Origin of the sequence: Agromyces sp. NPDC056965 (assembly GCF_042673425.1) — a bacterium.
Classification (GTDB): domain Bacteria; phylum Actinomycetota; class Actinomycetes; order Actinomycetales; family Microbacteriaceae; genus Agromyces.
On the sequence record NZ_JBHURI010000084.1, the window covers coordinates 1 to 17362 of the forward strand.

Sequence of the window (17362 nt, forward strand, 5' to 3'; positions counted from 1 at the left end):
GCCGCGCCCGGCGGGCCGCCCCCCCCCGCTCTTCCCACGGCCCCCGCCCCCCGGGGGCCCCCCCCCGGCGCCCACGCCCGGCTCGCCGCGCTGAAGGCCGGCGGTTCGAGCCAGGGCGCCATCGGCGGCTGATCGACCCGCTCCGAGTGATCGGAGTCGCCACGGCCGCGCCGCGCGAGGAATCGCACGGCGCGGCCGCGTCGTGTTCGCCGCGCGCGGACTCGAGTGCCCGACCGCCCCGACCCGAAAACCGGCCGCGAGCGCGATACTTGAGAACATGCCCGCAACGTTCGTGGTGGTCCCGCTCTGGCAGGGATCCGTCTCCTCCCGCGCCATGAGCCATGCCGACGGCGCCGACGCCGTCCTCGGCGACCTCCCGAGCTCCTCGACCATGGTCGTCGAGGTGCCGGTCGAGGCCGGAGAGTCGCTCGGCACCGGAGTGCAGCGGTACAGCACCCTGCTGCGGGTGCGGGAGCGCACGGCCTCGACGCTGTCGCGAGTCCCCGACTGGGCGCTCACGATCGGCGGCGACTGCGGCGCCTCCCTCGCATCGGTGGGCCACGCCTCGGCACGCGCCAACGGCGACCTCGCCGTGCTGTGGCTCGACGCGCATCCCGACCTGAACACTCCCGAGACGTCGCCGTCGGGCGGCTTCGGCGGCATGACGCTGCGGGCGATCACCGGCGAGGGTGCCGAAGGCCTCGCCCTCGACCCCGAGACCCGCGTCGCCCCCGAGCGGCTCGTGCTCGGCGGCATCCGCGCCATCGACGACGAGGAGAGCCGGTTCATCGCGGCCCATGACGTGACGACGCTCACCGTCGAAGACCTCTCCGACCCCTCGGTCGTGATCGCCGCCCTCGAGGCGACGGGCGCGTCGCAAGTGTTCATCCACATCGACCTCGACGTGCTCGACCCCGCGGCCCTCGCCGGGCTCTCGTACCCGATGCCGTTCGGCATCGGCGCCGCCGAACTCGTCGCGCTCGTGCGCGCCGTCGCCGCGCGTTTCCCGATCGCCGGCGCCGCGATCGCCGGTTTCGCGCCCGCTTCGCCGCAATCGGCCGACGACGACCTGCCCACGATCCTCCGCCTGGTCGGCGCACTGACCTCCGGCGACGCCGCGACGCGCTGATCGCCGCCCCTCCGGCACCGTCTTCTGCCTAGGCTGGGGGTCGGGCCGTCGGCACGCGCCGGCACCGGAGGGGAACGGGATGGAACGCGAAGTCGACGTCATCGTCATCGGCGGCGGACCGGTCGGAGAGAACGCCGCCGACCGGGCGCGAGCGGCAGGACTCGAGGTGGTGCTGGTCGAACGGGAACTCGTCGGCGGCGAGTGCTCCTACTGGGCGTGCATCCCGTCGAAGACGCTGCTGCGCAGCGCGGCCGCGCTCCGTGCCGCCCAGCGCGTCGGCGGGGCGAAGCAGGCCGTCACCGGACAGCTCGACGTGCAGGCCGTGCTCGCCCGGCGCGACTACTGGGTCTCCGACTGGAGCGACCAGGGCGGCGCCGAGTGGCTCGAGAGCATCGGCGTCGGCCTCGAGCGGGGGCACGGCCGCCTCGACGGCGTGCGCCGTGTCGTCGTCGAACGCACCGGCGCCGAGGAGGTCGCCTACCGGGTACGCCACGCCGTGATCGTCGCCACCGGGTCCGATCCCGTCTTTCCGCCGATCGACGGGCTCGCCGAGTCCGCCCCGTGGGCGAGCCGCGACGCCACGAGCGTCACCGAACCGCCGGCACGGCTCGTCGTCATCGGCGGCGGGGTCACGGGCGTCGAGATGGCGACCGCCTTCGCGGGATTCGGCACCGAGGTCACGGTGCTCGCGCGCAGCGGCCTGCTCGGCTCGATGGAGCCGTTCGCCGGCGAGGCGGTGACGAAGGGCCTGCGAGGGCTCGGGGCATCCGTTCGCCTCGATGCCTCGATCGAGCGCGTCGAGCGCACCGCATCGGGCGAGGTCGTCGTGATCCTCGCCGGCGGCGAGACCATCACCGCCGACGAGGTGCTCGTCGCCACCGGGCGTCGGCCCCGCTCCGAACGGCTCGGCCTCGAGACCGTTGGCCTCGAACCCGGCGACTGGGTCGCCGTCGACGACACGCTGCTCGCGACGGGAGCCACCGGCAACGACGAGCAGCCGTGGCTCTACGCGGCGGGCGACCTCAACCACCGCGCCCTGCTCACGCATCAGGGCAAGTACCAGGCACGAGCCGTCGGCGACCTCGTCGCCGCTCGCGCACTCGGCCGGGCGGAACAGACGGCGCCGTGGGGCGCGCACGTCGCGACGGCCGACCACTCCGCGGTGCCGCAGGTCGTGTTCGCCGAGCCCGAGGCCGTCTCGGTCGGCCTCACCGCGGCGGAGGCCGAGCGCGCTGGTCGTCGGGTGCGCATCGCCGACGTGCCACTCTCCTCGGTGAGCGGCGCAGGCATCCTCGCCGACGACTACGAGGGGCAGGCGCGACTCGTCGTCGACGCCGAGCGGAACACCGTCGTCGGCGCGACCTTCGTCGGTCAGGACGTCGCCGAGCTCCTGCAGGCGGCGACCATCGCGATCGTCGGAGAGGTGCAGGTCGACCGGCTCTGGCACGCCGTTCCGGCGTTCCCGACGATGAGCGAGGTCTGGTTGCGACTGCTCGAGGCGCTCGGCCGCCCCGGGGCGGCGGATGCCTCGGTGCAGGGCGATGCCGAGGCATCCGACGACGACGCGTCCGAGCGCGCCGACCGTGCCGACGGCGAGGCCGCGGCGTGACGGGCGACCGCCCCCAGCGTTCGGGCGACCGAACGCTCCGCATCCGGCTGACGGACTCCCCCATCAGTCGCCTCGGCTACTGGTGGGCGACCGCCGTCGGATTCACCTGGGGCTTCATCTGGAGCACCGGCAGGGTCGAGCGCCGGCACGGACTCCTCGTCTTCACGGGCATGCCGAAGTGGACGTTCGGCCGGGGCGGCTCGTGCGTCGGCGGCTGCTACCTCACCAACCGCAACGCGGGCGACCGCGTGCTCGGCCACGAGGCCGTGCACAAGGAGCAGTGGCTGAAGTACGGCATGCTCTTCCCGCTGCTCTACCTCTTCGCCGGGCGCGACCCGCTGAAGAACCGCTTCGAGATCGAGGCGGGACTCGAGGCGGGCGGCTACCTGCCTACCCCTCGGCGCGGCCGAGCTTCCAGTACCCCATGAAGGCGACCCGGCGCCGATCGACGCCGATCTCCTTCACGAGGTGGCGTCGGAGCGTCGTGATCGCCGAGGCCTCGCCCGCGAGCCACGCGTAGAGCCCGCCGTCGTCGGTGGCGGCCGGCACCTCCCAGAGGATCTCGTCGTCGTCGAGCGTCGGCAGCTCACGCGCCGTGGCGGGCGCCGCGGCCGGCACGGCGGCGGCCGCGGGGTCGGCCTCGACCCAGGCGTCGGCCCACTCGGTGACGGCCTCGACGAGGCGCTCGCCGTACCGCTCCTCCGCTTCCGGCGCAGCCGGCGTGTCACCGCGAGACAGCCAGTGCACGTCGACGCCCGCCGGCGCGGGCAGTTCGAGCGCGTCGCCGGCCTCCGGCACCTCGAGGAACACCGCTCCCCGAGCATCCGCGGGCAACTGCTCGAGGATCGCGCCGACCGCGGGCACCGCGGTCTCGTCGCCTGCGATGAGCAGCGTCCGCGCCGCGCCGGGGTGCCATTCCCACCCGCCCGACTCCTCGTCGCTCGTCGCGTCGGGACCGATGATCAGCATGCGGTCGCCGACGGCCGCGGCCGAGATCCAGCGCGAGGCCGGCCCGCTGTCGCCGTGGGCGACGAAGTCGACGTCGAGCTCGCCGAGCGCCGGGCGCGTCGCCCGGATCGTGTAGGTGCGGATGGGGTTCCGACGGTCGTCGGGCAGCGCGCGCCACGACGCATACCAATCGCCCTCGAACGGCACGTCGTCGAATCCGCTCGACGCGAGCGGGAGCACGACCTTGATGCGCTGGTCCGGGCCGTCCCACCCGAGGTCCCGCAGGTCGTCGGAGCGGAACGTCACGCGCACGAAGTGCGGCGACAGCCGCCGGATCTCTGCGACCCTCGTGTCGAACACTCGGTATCCGGGCTTGGCCATGCGAATTTCTCCTGTCGGAAGTGGTGAGGCAGTCGTCGTCGCTCAGGCGCTCCGACGCGAGCGCCAGAGCAGCCAGACGAAGTAGGGAGCGCCGACGACCGCGGTGAGCAGGCCCGCCGGGAGCTGGGCCGGCGCGATGACGGTGCGGCCGAGCGTGTCGGCGACGCACACGAGCAGTGCGCCGAGGAGCGCCGCGAGCGGGAGCACGAGGGCGTGGCGCGACCCGACGAGCGCGCGCGCGGCATGCGGGGCGACGAGGCCGACGAACCCGATCACGCCCACCGCCGAGACCGCGGTCGCAGTGAGGGCGACACTGACGGCGAGCAGGCCGAGTCGCGCCGAGCCGAGCCGTACGCCGAGCACTCGCGGGGTGTCGTCGTCGAACGCGAGCAGGTCGAGTTCGCGGCGAGCCGAGGCGAGGAGCGGCACGGCGATGAGCGTCACGATCGCGAGCGGGATCAACTGCTGGAAGGTGCGTCCGTAGGTCGAGCCCGACATCCAGGTGAGCGCCTTCGCCGCGTTGTACGGGTCGGTCGCGATGATGAGCATCGAGGTGATGGCGGCCGTCGCGGCCGAGACCCCGAGCCCGATCAGGATCAGTCTCGTCGAGGCGAGGCCGCCCCGCATCGCGAGTCCGAACACGATGAGCGCCGCGAGCGCCGCGCCGACGAGTCCGCCGACCGTCACGCCGAGGAACGTCGCGAGCGGCCAGAAGGTGATCACCATGACCGCGCCGACCCCGGCGCCGCCGGTCACGCCGAGGATGGCGGGTTCGGCGAGCGGGTTCCGCGAGACGGCCTGCACGACCGTGCCGGCGAGTGCGAGCGCTGCGCCGGCGAGGATCGCCGCGGCCACCCTCGGCGCTCGCGTGTTCATCACGAACTCGACGAGGGGCCCGGCCTGGCCGGTCACCCAGTTGAGCACGTCGCCGCCGAGCATCTTGGCGTCGCCGAGGAGGAGCGAGACGAAGGCGAGCACGACGAGCAGCACAGCGGATGCCGCGATCACGAGCCGCCGCCCGCGAGGCGAGAGTCCGGCGCCGATGACGAACCCGGTGCCGCTCTCGGAGGAGGCGCGGGCGCGCAGGGCGAGCGCGATGAGGAACACCGCGCCGAAGATCGTGGTGACGACACCGGTGGGCACCTCGACCGCCGCCTGGCCGCCGAAGGCGAGGCGCAGCAGCACGTCGGCTCCGAGCACGACGATGACGCCCATGAGGGCGGAGGCGGGGATGAGGAGCACGTGCCGTTGCATGCCGGGCACGCGCACCGCGATGAGGCGGACGATCGCGGGTGCCGCGAGACCGACGAAGCCGATGGGCCCCGCAACCGTGACCGCGGCCGCCGACAGCAGCACCGCGAGGAGGAGCCCGATGAGGCGGGTGCGGCGCACGGGCACGCCGAGCACCGTCGCGGTGTCGTCGCCGAGCGCGATGAGGTCGAATTGGCGCGCGAAGAGGAAGAGGGCGGCGACGGCGAGGAGCACGACCGGGCCGAGCTGGAGCATGGGCGCCATGCCCGTCTGGGCGAGGGTGCCGTTGCCCCACGCGAAGAGGCCCTCCGTGCGCTCGGGGTAGAGCAGCAGCAGCATCGTGGTGATCGCGGCGAGGGCGAGCGCGATCGCCGACCCGGCGAGCACGAGGCGAACGGTGCCGCCGCCACGACCGCCGCCCGCCGAGAGGGCGAGCACGAGCCCGGCCGCCGCGAGGCCGCCGAGGAAGGCGACGGCGCCGCCCCCCGCGACCGGCAGCGCGATGCCGAACGCCGCCACGACGACGACGGCGAGGTACGAGCCGGCGTTGACCGCGAGGGTGTCGGGCGAGGCCAGCACGTTTCGCGAGATGCTCTGCATGACGAGACCGGCGACGCCGAGGGCGACGCCCACGAGCACGCCCGCGGCGAGCCGCGGCATCCGCGACGCCACGAGGACCGCCGCGGCCTGGTCGTCGGATCCGCCGCCCAGCAGGCCGAGCAGCTCGGGCAGGCCGACGGCGGCGGAACCCTGCGTGACGTGCACCGCCGCGAGCAGCGTCGCGACGACGAGACCGAGTGCGAGCAGGAGCACCGCGCCGAGGCGGGGCCGGGTGGCCCCGCCTCGAGCGGGAATCAATGACTGAGCCTGCTCAACCGATGGGGCCTGTTCAGCCGGCAAGGGTCGCGACGACGGCATCGACGTAGTCGTTCATCGACGAGGGGCCGCCGAACATCCAGATGCCGTCGGGCAGGCGGTGCACCTTGCCGCTCTGCACGAACGGCAGCGAGGTCCAGATCGCGTTGTCGGCGAGCTCCTTCTGGTAGGCGTCGGTCTCGCCGTTGGCGATGTAGAGGAACTCCACGTCGCCGACGGCCGTGAGGCCCTCGACGTCGGTCGAGTCGAGGCCGTAGTCGGCGTCGCCCTCCTCCGTCCAGGTGTTCTCGAGGCCGAGCTCCTCGGTGACGGCGGTCAGCAGCGCGCCCTCGGCGAACGGGCGGATGGAGACCTGGCCGCCATCGGCCCAAGAGTCGCTCATCATGAACGGCGCTCCGGCGAGGCCGGCGGCCTCGAGTGCTGCCTTGCCCTCTGCGAGCTTCTCGTCGAAGCCGGCGAGCAGCTCCTCGCCCTCGGCCTCGTGACCGGTGGCGGTCGCGATGCGCTCGAGGTTCGACTCCATCTGGCCGATGGGGTTCGAGGCGTCGGCGCCGCGAACGACGAGCACCGGCGCGAACTCCTCGATCTGGGCGATGACCGAGTCGGAGAGGTCGGTGGTGGTGAGCACGAGGTCGGGCGCGAGGCCCGCGATGGCGTCGACCGAGGGCTCGCCGCGGCCGCCGACATCCGTGACGCTGTCGTCGAGGCTCTCGGACTTCACCCAGTCGCCGTAGCCCTCGACGTCGGCGACGCCGACCGGCATGACGCCGAGCGCGACGAGGTTCTCGGCGGTGTTCCACTCGAGGGCGACGATCTTCTCCGCCGGCGCGGCGAGCTCGATCGACTCACCGCGGTCGTCGGTGACGACGATCGCCGCGTCGCCGCTCGCGGCGCCGGCCTCCTCGGTCGTGCCGCAGCCGGTCAGCAGCAGCACGGAGGCGGCGGCGGCAGCGGTCAGGGCGATGGTCGGCCGGGTTGCGGCAGCTCTTCTCATGGTGTCCTTCGATCGGTGCGCGGGCAGGGGTGTCCCACGCGAGGGGGTGGATGGAACGCAGGTTTCAGGCGACGGCGAGGCGCTCGACGCGTTGACGCGTGTTGTAGCGGCCGATGGGGCAGGTCGTGATGCAGCCGCGATCGTCGACCTCGACGTCGACGCGGATGCCGTAGGCCGAGCTCAGCACGTCGGAGACGAGCACCTCGGCGGGAGTGCCGACGGCGCGGACGCGGCCGGACTCGAGCAGCACAACCCGGTCGGCGACGGCGGCCGCCTGGTCGAGGTCGTGGAGCACGACGCCGATCGTGACGCCGTGCTCGTCGGCGAGCTCGCGGATCAGGTCGAGGAGTTCGACCTGGTAGCGCAGGTCGAGGTAGGTGGTCGGTTCGTCGAGGAGCAGCACGCTCGTGTCCTGCGCGAGGCACGAGGCGAGCCAGACGCGCTGCAGCTGCCCGCCCGAGAGGCGGTCGACGGACTGCTCGGCGAACTCGGCGACGCCCGTCAGTTCCATCGCGCGCACGACGATCGCGGCGCCGTCGGCGTCACCCGCGATCCACCGGCCGCGGTGGGGGTGCCGGCCGAACTCGACGAGTTCGCGCACGGTGATGCCGCCCGGCGTCGGCCGGCTCTGGGCGAGCAGGGTGACGCGCCGTGCGAACTCGCGGCCGTTCAGCGAGGCCGCGTCGATGCCGTGCTCGAGGAGGTCGGCGGGCTCGGTGCCCTGCGCGCCATCGCTGATCGTGTGGCCGTCGTCGGCGGCGAGGAGCACGCGGCCGGCGTCGGGCCGGTGCAGCCGGGCGAGCGAACGCAGGAGCGTCGACTTGCCGCTGCCGTTGGGACCGACGAGCGCGGTGACCTTGCCCGGTTCGAGGTGGATCTCCGCTCCGTGCACCACGGGGGCGCCGTCGTAGGAGAGGGTGAGGTCGAGACCGAGCATGGCTCCACTATAGGTGAGGCTTACCTAACTCCGTCAACTCGGGCGTCGCAACCGACGGTCACACGCGCCGTTCACGGGCGGTCGTCGCCGCCGTGCGCGCCCCGGTCACCAGATTCCAGGATGCCGCCGGCTCCGCCCGACACGCCGCTCGAGCTGCGCGGCGATCGAGAAGAGCGTCTCCTCCCCGCCCGGCCGACCGATGAGCTGAACGCCCATCGGAACCCCTCCCGCGGTCTCGGCGACCGGCACGGTGATCGCCGGCAGACCCGAGACGTTCACGAACGAGGTGAACGGGGTGAACTGCACCTGCTGCGCGAAGTTGCGCTCGCCGTCGGCGGGGTCGTACCAGCCGACGGGACGCGGCGTGAGTGCGAGGGCAGGGGTCAGCACCGCGTCGTACGAGGCGAACCGGCGGATGACCCGCTCCTCGAATCCCGTGAGCCAGGCGAGTGCCTCGGCGAGCTGTCGAGCCGGCAGGGCACGGCCGCGCGCCAGCAGCCAACGCGTGAGCGGCTCGAGCAGCGCCTCCCCCTCCCCGTCGACGGGGATCGTCGCCGCTCCCGCCTGCCAGATCGTGCGGAAGGCGTCGGAGTACCCGGGCTCGGGCTGCGGCGCCATCGCCTCCATGCCGTGGCCGAGCCCCTCGAGCGCCTCGATCGCGACGTCGAGCGCCGATCGCGCGTCGGGATCGATCACGATGTCGTAGGCGTCGTCCCACGGCGAATCGGTCATGACGCCGAGCTGGAACCTGCCCTCGCCCCTGATCGCCGCGCCGAGGAACGGCCCGTCGTCGCCGGGCGCGCGCATCGCGAATCGATGCGCCGCCGGATACCCGGCGGGGGCGATCAGCCCATCGAGGAGCAGGGCGGCGTCGGCGACCGTGCGGGCGAGCGGACCGGCGACGCCGAGCCCCGCAAGGCTTGTGATCCCGGAGCCCGCAGGCACCCGGCCGCGGCTCGGCTTGACGCCCACGAGCCCGCACGAGGCGGCCGGGATGCGGATCGACCCGCCGCCGTCGGATCCGGGCGCGAAGGGCAGCATTCCGGATGCCACGGCCGCCGCTGCTCCCCCGCTCGAACCGCCGGCGCCGAGCGAGAGGTCCCACGGGTTCCTGGTCGGGATCGCGCCGACGCCCTCGGTGTACGACGGCAGCCCGAACTCGGGGGTCTGCGACTTGCCGAGGCTGACCGCGCCGGCCGCGTCGACCGACTGCACGAGTTCGTCGGAGGCGTCCGGCACGAAGTCGGCGAACACCCGGGAGCCGAACCGGGCGGGCACGCCGGCACGGAGGTGCAGGTCCTTGTCGGCGAGGGGCAGGCCCCAGAGCGGCGCGGTCTTCGGCACCTCGGCCGTGACGTGGCGCGCCCGTTCGAGCGCCGCCTCGGGTGTCACGGCGGCGAACGCGCCGACCTCGGGATCCAGTCGCTCGACGCGGGCGAGATAGTGCTCCGTGAGCTCGACGGGCGAGACGTCGCCCCGCTGCAGCATCTGGTGGAGTTCGAGGGCGGTGTGATCGTGCAGGGACGTCATTCCCCGAGCCTACGGCCAGCGCGCCGCGCCCCAAGCCAGGCCAGGCAGGGCCTGCCGCTAGCATGTTGCCGTGGGCAGGAATCCCGTCGCGGCCAGGGTCAAGACCTCGATCACGCGGCATCCGCTGGTCTGGGGCGTCGGGTGGAGCATCGTGTTCGCCGTCGCGCTCCTCGTCGCGGTCTCGCTCGACTGGCACGGACTGCTCGACTGGCTCCTGATCGGCCTGCTCGTGCTGCCGTCGACGATCGCGACCGTGCTCGTGCTCGCCGCGACGCCCCGGTCGCACTTCGAGGAGATGAGCTCGGTGTTCTCGCACTTCTTCGTGCGCTACCTCGCCCTCGTCTTCGGGCTGGCTGCTTGGGGCCTGTCTGTGGTCGTCGGAGCGGCGATCTCGCAGTCGATCCAGCTCGCGGCCGAGCACCGCGAGGACGAGATCATCGACATCGGACTCGACCTCATGCTCGTCGTCGTACCGGTCGTGGCCGCCGTGCTCTGGGCGGCGTTCGTGCTGCGATGCGCGTGGTTCCTCGTGCGGGTGCGCGGGTGGGCCGAGGTGCCGAAGGCCGACCGGGTGCCGGTGAGCATGTTCGAGTCCCGACCGGCCGTGCGTCGAATCGTGGTCGGGCTCGCGCATCCCGCACTCTTCGCGGCCACCGGCCTCGTCGTAGCGCTCGCGGGTCCTCCCGCGGCCGGCACGATCGAGATCACGTTCTGACGGCACGCCCGCAGCTCACGCCCGCACCGCGCGTCCCACGTCACCCGCACCGCGGCATCCGCTCGGCTACTTGAGCGACCGCTGCAACAGCACCGTGCCGAGCCAGCGGTCGAACTTGAAGCCCACCCGGCCCATGCGACCGATCTCCTCGAAGCCGAACTTCTCGTGGAGCGCGATCGACGCCTCGGCACCCTGGTCGGCGATGACCGCGATCATCTCCTTGAGGCCGGCGGCCTTCGATCGGTCGATGAGCTCGGCGAGCAGCACTCGGCCGAGCCCCTTGCCGGATGCCGCGGGGCCGAGGTAGATCGAGTTCTCGACCGTGAACCGGTAGGCGCGTTTCGGCTTCCACGGGGAGACGAGCGCGTAGCCGAGCAGCTGGCCGCTCGGCGACTCCGCGACGATGAACGGCATGCCGAGCTTCTCGAGGTAGGCGAACTTCGTCTTCCACTCCTTCAGCGTCATCGCATCCTCGTCGAAGGTGACCGTGGAATTGGCGACGTAGTAGTTGTAGATCTCGCGGACGGCGGGAAGGTCGGTGGCGCGGGCCTCGCGGATCGCGTACTCGAACGGCGCTTCGGCGGGCACGGGCTTCCGAAGGTGGGGCGGCAGCACGCGGCGCTCCTGGTATTCCTCTTCGAGCATGCGGCCAGAATACCCGCGGCATGTTGCCGCCGGGTTACGTCGACGCGTGGCCGCCGTGCGGCGCGACGGCGTGGCCGGTCAGGCCGGTAGGCCCCAGTCGACCGGTTCGGCGCCCTGCGCCTGGAGCAGCGCGTTCGCCCGGCTGAACGGCTTCGACCCGAAGAAGCCGCGCGACGCCGAGAGCGGGCTCGGATGCGCGGACTCGATCAGCGGCGTCGCGCCGAGCAGCGGCGCGAGTCGCTGCGCGTCGCGCCCCCAGAGGATCGCGACGAGCGGTCGATCGCGCGCGACGAGCGTGCGGATCGCATGGTCGGTGACCGCCTCCCACCCCTTGCCCCGGTGCGAACCGGCCGCGCCCGGGCCGACCGTCAGCACGCGGTTCAGCAGCATGACGCCGTTCTCGCTCCAGTGCGTGAGGTCGCCGTGCGGCAGCGGCGCCGTGCCGAGGTCGTCGACGAGTTCGCGGGAGATGTTCACCAGGCTCCGCGGCAGCGGACGCACGTGCCGGTCGACGGCGAAGGAGAGGCCGATCGGATGCCCCGGAGTGGGGTACGGGTCCTGGCCGACGATGAGCACGCGCACGTCGTCGAGCGGTGCACGGAACGCGCGGAGCACGTCGTCGGCCGCCGGGAGGTACCCGCGCCCGGCATCGGCCTCGCCCCTGAGGAACCGATCGAGTGCGGCGAGGTCGGGTGCGACCGGGGCGAGTGCTTCGGACCAGCCCGGGTCGAGCCGGCCGGCCGCGAACGCGTCGGGCGACTGCACCGAGTCCACTCAGATGCCGATCGTGGAGACCAGCACGCCGCCCTCGGTCGGAAGCACCCGCCAGACGCTGCCCTTCCCCGCGGAACCGAGGCGGCCGTCGCCCACGATCAGCGCCGTGCGCTCGTCGATGCCGAGCCCGCCGGCGATGAGCCCGGACTCGACGGCGGCGACCAGGCGGGAGAGCATGCCGCGCTGAGCGACGTGCACCTCGATGGCGACGTCGACCAGGCCGATCCCGGACTCGATCTCGAGCTCGAGCGGCTCGTCCTCGTCGTCGGGGTCCTCGGGTGCGACCTGCACGCCGCCGATGCGCGAGCCGCTTCCGAGCGAACCCTCGGCCGCGACCATCGCGCCCGCCGAGACGCCGAGATAGGGCACGCCGTCGGCGACCTGCCGGCGCAGCTCGTCGAACAGCGGTTTGAGTCCGGCCCGCACGTCTTCGACGTGGCCGCCGCCCACGGCGATGCCGTCGACGTCGGCGATCGCGGTGAGCGCGACCGGTTCGCCGGGCCGCCCCGCGGTCGCATGCACCTCGATCCCGTCGATCCCGTCGCCGCGGCCTGCCGCAGTCAGGAGCTCGCCGAGCGCCGCGGCCTTCTCCTCGGACTCGGGATGCAGGGAGATCACGGCGATGCGCGGCCGGGCGCGGCCTGCTGCACTCGCCCGGGCTGCGGCTTCGGCGACGAACGGCGCGTGCAACGCGGCATCCGCGCTCGTGGTCGCCCCGCCGCCGATGAGGTGCACGCTCATGCGGCGCCCTCGCCGACCACGACGGGCGGCAGCGCCGACCACGGGAAGACGATCCAGTCGTCGGTGCGGCGGTAGTCGAAGTCGGGCTCGAGCACGGTGTGCGACTTCGTGTAGAGCGTCGCGCTGCGCACGTCGGCGCCGGCCTCGCCCAGGATGCCGACGACCTTCGCGAGCGTGCGGCCGGAATCGGAGACGTCGTCGACGAGGAGCACGCGCTTGCCGCCGAGTGCGGGCGCGTCGAGCATCGGCGGGTGCAGCACGGGCTCGGGCAGCCGTTCGTCGACGCCGGAGTAGAACTCCACGTTGATCGAGCCGCAGGCCTTGGTGCCGAGCGCGTACGCGATGGCGCCCGCGAACAGCAGTCCGCCGCGGGCGATCGCGATCACCACGTCGGGTCGGAACCCGGAGCCGAGCACGTCGGCCGCGACCTGCCGCGCGGCATCGGCGAAATCGTCCCAGGTGAGGATCTCGCGCCGGATCCCGTCGTCGGCCGTGCCGGCGTCATTCGCATCGAAGGTCATGCTCCAAGGCTAGTCGCCGCTCGGCGCGCGCCCGGTGACGCACCGGCGCGACCGGTCAGCGCGGGGAGTCGTCGGAACGCGGCTCGTCGGCGAGCGGCTCACCGGCGAGAGACTCGCCTGCGAGCGGCTCGCCGGCGGACGCCTCGTCAGCAGGCGGTGCGTCGGCGGCGTCCGAGGTCCCGAGCATGTCGAGCACTGCGCCCGCGCCGCCTGAGTGGTGCGCCCGCACCTGACTCACCTTGTCGCCGATGTACGAGATGATCGTCGCCGATGCCGTGCCGACGATGGCGACGCCGCCGGCCATGAGGAACACCGCGTAGAAGCGCCCCTCGGTGGTGACCGGATACATGTCGCCGTAGCCCACCGTCGCGATCGTGACGATGGCCCACCAGATGGAGTCGCCGAACGTGGTGATGGTGGCACCCGGGGCGTTGCGCTCCGCCTGCAGCGTCGCCAACGCGATGAAGTACACGAAGACGACGGCGTACGTGGAGCCGAAGATGATGATGTTCGCACGCACCGCTGCGCCGCTCCGGCGCTGCAGGTACGGCACTTCGCGCAGCAGGGAGAGCACCCGGAACGCGCGGAACACCGGGATGATCGCCGAGAGGACGTCGATCGGGTGCGTGCGGACCCACTTCCACCTGCCGCCGCGCGGTGTGAGCGCTATGCGCACCACGACGTCGATCACGAAGACCAGCCACGCCGCCACGAGTGCGAAGAACAGGAGCGAACCCGGTCCCCGCGGAATCCACGGGGCGAGCACGTAGATCGTGTACGCGACGATGAAGACGACGCCGAGTACGACGAGCGGCACCGTGGTGACGCGCTCCCAGTCGGTGCGTCGCCGCGCCCCCGTCGCCGGCTCCTCGGCCATCATCCCTCGCCGCGCACGGTCAGCGGCCCCTTCGTCAGCCGGTACGGAGCGGCCTGGGCGACGGGCTTGACGATGATCAGGTCGAGGTCGACGTGACGCGGCTTCAGCACGGCGTCGGCGACGATCGCCGCGATGTCCTCGGCGACGAGCGGCTCGGGCACGTCGTCGTAGACCGCCTCGGCCCTGGCGCGGTCGCCGCCGAAGCGGACGAGCGCGAACTCGTCGGTCTTCACCATGCCCGGCGCGACCTCGATGACCCGCAGGGGTTCGCCGTTCAGCTCAAGCCGCAGCACCTCGGTGAGCGCGTGCGCGGCGAACTTGGCGGCGTTGTACCCGCCGCCGCCGACGTAGGCGGTGTGCCCCGCGATCGAGGTGATGTTCACGATGTCGGCCACGCCGCGCTCGACCGCACCGCGCCGCAGCAGCGGCAGCAGCGTGCTCGTCACGCGCTTCAGCGCGAGCACGTTCACCTCGAACATCCACGCCCAGTCGTCGACGTCGGAGGCCTCGACCGAGTCGAGCCCCTTGGCGCCGCCCGCGTTGTTGACGAGGGCGTGCACGGGCCCCGTCGCCTCGAGGTGGTCGCGGAGGCGGTCGACGTCGGCCTGCTTCGTGAGGTCGGCGACCACGACGGATGCCCCGGTCTCCTCGGCGAGCGCCTGCAGGCGCTCCTCGCGGCGCGCGACCCCGACGACGTCCCAGCCGGCCGCGCGAAACGCGCGCACCGTCGCTGCACCGATGCCGGAACTCGCACCGGTCACGACCACTCGAAGCTCACTCATGCGCCCATTCTGCCCTGCCGGGCCTCGCTCGTGCGGTTGAATGGACTGATGCATTCGCGACCGCCGGCAACCCCGACCAAGCGCAGACGTGTCCCCCTGTGGGACAACGCCCGCTGGATCGCGATCACGCTGGTGGTCATCGGCCACGGCATCCTCCCGCTGATCGGCGAGTCGAACTCCGCCTACAGCGTCTACCTGTTCATCTACTCGTTCCACGTGGCGGTCTTCGTCACGGTCAGCGGGTACTTCGCGAAGTCCGGACCGCCGAACGCGAGGGCGCTCCGACAGATCCTCACCGACATCGTCTTCCCCTTCCTCATCTTCGAGACGATCTGGACGATCATCAAGTGGCTGCTCGGAAGCGACTTCTCCCTCGATTTCGCCACGGCGTCATGGACGCTCTGGTTCCTCATCGCCCTCGCGGTGTGGCGCATCGTACTGCCATACCTCGTGCTGCTCCGCTACCCCCTGCTCATCGCGATCGCCATCTCGATCGGCGCCGGGTACACCGAGTCGATCGACTCGACCTTCGCCCTCTCCCGCACGTTCGGCATGCTCCCGTTCTTCGTCTTCGGCTGGAAGCTGCGCCAGTGGCAGCTCACCGGCCGCTGGCTCGAACTCCGCGCCGCCGTCGCATGGCGCTGGCGGGCCGGTGCCATCGCGTTGTTCGGCGTGACGCTCGTGCTCATGCCGCTCGCGATCGAGACGTGGCGCGACCTGAAGCTGCGCCGCTTCATGCTCTACGACGAGTCGTACCAGGCGATCGGCTACGACGAGCCGTGGTCGGGCGCCATCCGCCTGGGGCTCCTGCTCTTCGCGATGCTCCTGTCGGTCGCGTTCCTCGTGCTGATGCCCCGCGGCGCGCACTGGTTCACGCCGTTCGGCACGGCCACGATGTACATCTACCTGCTGCACACCTTCGTGCTCTTCCCGTTCCGCGAGACCGAGGTGCTCGCCGGCGACCAGCCCTTCTGGGTGCTGCCGGCGATGATGCTCTTCTGCGTCGCGATCTCGATCGTGCTCTCGCTGAAACCCGTGCGCCGCGTGTTCCGTCCGCTCGTCGAGCCGAAGGCCAGGTGGCTGTTCCGCCCCGAGCCGTCGACCGCGACCGGCACGATCGTGCTGCCGCCCGAGGCGGGGCCCCGGTAGGCCGGCTCCACCGGTCGAGCGGATGCCGCGTGCGTGACGCCGTGTTGCGGCATCCGTTGCCCCTCTCGGCGCGCCCGCCTAACGTGACTCGAAAGCTGCGGCGAACCCGCCCGAGCCGTTCCTGAGGAGACGTCCATGACCGAGACCGCCGACTGGCGCTTCGAGACCAAGCAGGTGCACTCGGGAGCCGCTCCCGACCCCGTGACCAACGCCCGCGCCACGCCGATCTACCAGACCACGTCATACGTGTTCAACAGCGCGGAGCACGCGCAGAACCTCTTCGCGCTCGCCGAGTTCGGCAACATCTACACGCGCATCCAGAACCCGACGCAGGCCGTCGTCGAAGAGCGCATCGCCGCGCTCGAGGGCGGCACCGGTGCGCTGCTCGTGGCATCGGGCCAGTCGGCGTCGACGTTCGCCGTGCTGAACATCGCGCAGGCCGGCGACCACATCGTCTCGTCGTCGTCGATCTACGGCGGCACGTACAACCTCTTCAAGTACACGCTCGCCAAGCTCGGCATCGAGACGACCTTCGTCGAGAACCAGGACGACGCCGACGAGTGGCGCCGCGCCGTGCGCCCGAACACGAAGCTCTTCTTCGCCGAGACGATCGGCAACCCGAAGATCAACGTGCTCGACATCGGCCTCGTCTCGGGCGTCGCGCACGACTCGGGCGTGCCGCTCATCGTCGACAACACGATCGCGACGCCGTACCTCATCCGTCCGTTCGAGCACGGCGCCGACATCATCATCCACTCGGCCACCAAGTTCCTCGGCGGCCACGGCACCACCATCGGCGGCGTCATCGTCGACGGCGGCAAGTTCGAGTGGTCGAAGAACGTCGAGAAGTTCCCCGGACTGACCGAGCCCGACCCCTCGTACCACGGCGCGAGCTACACGGCCGCGGTCGGCGACGGGCTCGCCTACGTCATCAAGGCGCGCGTGCAGCTGCTCCGCGACCTCGGCGCGGCGATCGCGCCGAACAGCGCGTGGCTCCTCATCCAGGGCATCGAGACGCTCTCGCTCCGCATCGAGCGCCACGTGCAGAACGCCCAGGAGATCGCGGAGTGGCTCGACAACCACCCCGACGTCGCGAGCGTCAACTACTCGGGCCTGCCGTCGAGCCCCTGGTACGCGGCTGCCAACACCTACGCCCCCAAGGGCGTCGGCGCGGTGCTCTCGTTCGAGCTGAAGGGCGGCGTCGACGCCGGGCGTGCGCTCGTCGACAACCTGTCGCTGTTCAGCCACCTCGCCAACATCGGCGACGTGCGTTCGCTCGTCATCCACCCGGCGTCGACGACGCACTCGCAGCTGACTCCCGAGCAGCAGCTCACGACCGGTGTCACGCCGGGCCTCGTGCGCCTGTCGGTCGGCATCGAGAACATCGACGACCTGAAGGCCGACCTCGAGGCGGGCTTCGCCGCCGCGCGCGCCGCCACGGAGGCCGCTCGCGTCTGACGCACCACCGCGAACGGCGGATGCCGCGGACCTGCAGGGGCCCTG

The 17362-nt window shown here is 72.1% G+C and carries 17 protein-coding genes; 6 read left to right on the forward strand and 11 right to left on the reverse strand.

Going from position 1 to position 17362, the window contains the following annotated elements; genetic code table 11:
- Positions 1-277 precede the first annotated feature (277 nt).
- The 3 genes from ACFTQE_RS17030 (at position 278) to ACFTQE_RS17040 (ending at position 3166) form a co-directional block, all read left to right on the forward strand.
- Complete coding sequence (locus ACFTQE_RS17030; protein ID WP_376926185.1) at positions 278-1129, forward strand: arginase family protein; 852 nt, start codon at positions 278-280, stop codon at positions 1127-1129.
- 79 nt (positions 1130-1208) lie between these two features.
- The gene (locus ACFTQE_RS17035; RefSeq protein ID WP_376926186.1) at positions 1209-2738 is read left to right on the forward strand and encodes a dihydrolipoyl dehydrogenase family protein; all 1530 of its coding nucleotides are present in this window, start codon (positions 1209-1211) and stop codon (positions 2736-2738) included.
- Positions 2735-3166, forward strand: a complete 432-nt coding sequence (locus ACFTQE_RS17040) for a Fe-S oxidoreductase (protein WP_376926187.1) — start codon at positions 2735-2737, stop codon at positions 3164-3166. Before ACFTQE_RS17035 ends, ACFTQE_RS17040 begins: the two co-directional genes overlap by 4 nt.
- Here the strand turns inward: ACFTQE_RS17040 and ACFTQE_RS17045 are convergent.
- The 5 genes from ACFTQE_RS17045 to ACFTQE_RS17065 form a co-directional block, all read right to left on the reverse strand.
- Positions 3129-4067, reverse strand: a complete 939-nt coding sequence (locus tag ACFTQE_RS17045) for a siderophore-interacting protein (RefSeq protein ID WP_376926188.1) — start codon at positions 4065-4067, stop codon at positions 3129-3131. The two genes, ACFTQE_RS17040 and ACFTQE_RS17045, sit on opposite strands and share 38 nt — an antisense overlap.
- 42 nt (positions 4068-4109) lie before the next feature.
- Positions 4110-6236 (reverse strand): iron ABC transporter permease, encoded by a 2127-nt coding sequence (locus ACFTQE_RS17050; RefSeq protein WP_376926189.1) that lies wholly within the window; start codon positions 6234-6236, stop codon positions 4110-4112.
- On the reverse strand, positions 6208-7188 hold the full coding sequence (locus tag ACFTQE_RS17055; protein WP_376926190.1) for an iron-siderophore ABC transporter substrate-binding protein: 981 nt from the start codon (positions 7186-7188) through the stop codon (positions 6208-6210). The genes ACFTQE_RS17050 and ACFTQE_RS17055 overlap by 29 nt, the downstream gene beginning before the upstream one ends.
- Positions 7189-7252: 64 nt before the next feature.
- Positions 7253-8125, reverse strand: a complete 873-nt coding sequence (locus ACFTQE_RS17060; RefSeq protein WP_376926191.1) for an ABC transporter ATP-binding protein — start codon at positions 8123-8125, stop codon at positions 7253-7255.
- A gap of 105 nt (positions 8126-8230) precedes the next feature.
- Complete coding sequence (locus ACFTQE_RS17065; RefSeq protein ID WP_376926192.1) at positions 8231-9655, reverse strand: amidase; 1425 nt, start codon at positions 9653-9655, stop codon at positions 8231-8233.
- 70 nt (positions 9656-9725) lie between these two features.
- Here ACFTQE_RS17065 and ACFTQE_RS17070 point away from each other — a divergent pair, with 70 nt between their 5' ends.
- A complete protein-coding gene (locus ACFTQE_RS17070) occupies positions 9726-10370 on the forward strand; it encodes a hypothetical protein (protein WP_376926193.1) in 645 nt (214 codons plus the stop codon).
- 66 nt (positions 10371-10436) lie between these two features.
- Here ACFTQE_RS17070 and ACFTQE_RS17075 read toward each other — a convergent pair whose 3' ends face one another.
- The 6 genes from ACFTQE_RS17075 to ACFTQE_RS17100 form a co-directional block, all read right to left on the reverse strand.
- Entirely contained in the window at positions 10437-11015 is a 579-nt protein-coding gene (locus ACFTQE_RS17075; RefSeq protein ID WP_376926194.1) for a GNAT family N-acetyltransferase, read from the reverse strand.
- Positions 11016-11093: 78 nt separating this feature from the next.
- Positions 11094-11780 (reverse strand): uracil-DNA glycosylase, encoded by a 687-nt coding sequence (locus tag ACFTQE_RS17080; RefSeq protein ID WP_376926200.1) that lies wholly within the window; start codon positions 11778-11780, stop codon positions 11094-11096.
- A 9-nt stretch (positions 11781-11789) separates the two neighbouring features.
- Positions 11790-12530, reverse strand: coding sequence for a Type 1 glutamine amidotransferase-like domain-containing protein (locus ACFTQE_RS17085; protein WP_376926195.1), 741 nt, complete (start codon positions 12528-12530; stop codon positions 11790-11792).
- A complete protein-coding gene (locus tag ACFTQE_RS17090) occupies positions 12527-13051 on the reverse strand; it encodes a phosphoribosyltransferase (protein ID WP_376926196.1) in 525 nt (174 codons plus the stop codon). The genes ACFTQE_RS17085 and ACFTQE_RS17090 overlap by 4 nt, the downstream gene beginning before the upstream one ends.
- A 55-nt stretch (positions 13052-13106) precedes the next feature.
- Entirely contained in the window at positions 13107-13928 is an 822-nt protein-coding gene (locus ACFTQE_RS17095) for a potassium channel family protein (protein WP_376926197.1), read from the reverse strand.
- On the reverse strand, positions 13928-14710 hold the full coding sequence (locus tag ACFTQE_RS17100) for an SDR family NAD(P)-dependent oxidoreductase (protein WP_376926198.1): 783 nt from the start codon (positions 14708-14710) through the stop codon (positions 13928-13930). Before ACFTQE_RS17100 ends, ACFTQE_RS17095 begins: the two co-directional genes overlap by 1 nt.
- A 48-nt stretch (positions 14711-14758) precedes the next feature.
- On the opposite strand from ACFTQE_RS17100, the gene ACFTQE_RS17105 reads away from it, so the two are divergent.
- Complete coding sequence (locus ACFTQE_RS17105) at positions 14759-15859, forward strand: acyltransferase family protein (RefSeq protein ID WP_376926199.1); 1101 nt, start codon at positions 14759-14761, stop codon at positions 15857-15859.
- A gap of 135 nt (positions 15860-15994) precedes the next feature.
- Positions 15995-17317 carry a bifunctional o-acetylhomoserine/o-acetylserine sulfhydrylase gene (locus ACFTQE_RS17110; RefSeq protein WP_375837189.1) on the forward strand — a complete coding sequence of 441 codons (1323 nt, stop codon included), beginning with the start codon at positions 15995-15997 and terminating at the stop codon, positions 17315-17317.
- Positions 17318-17362: the final 45 nt, after the last annotated feature.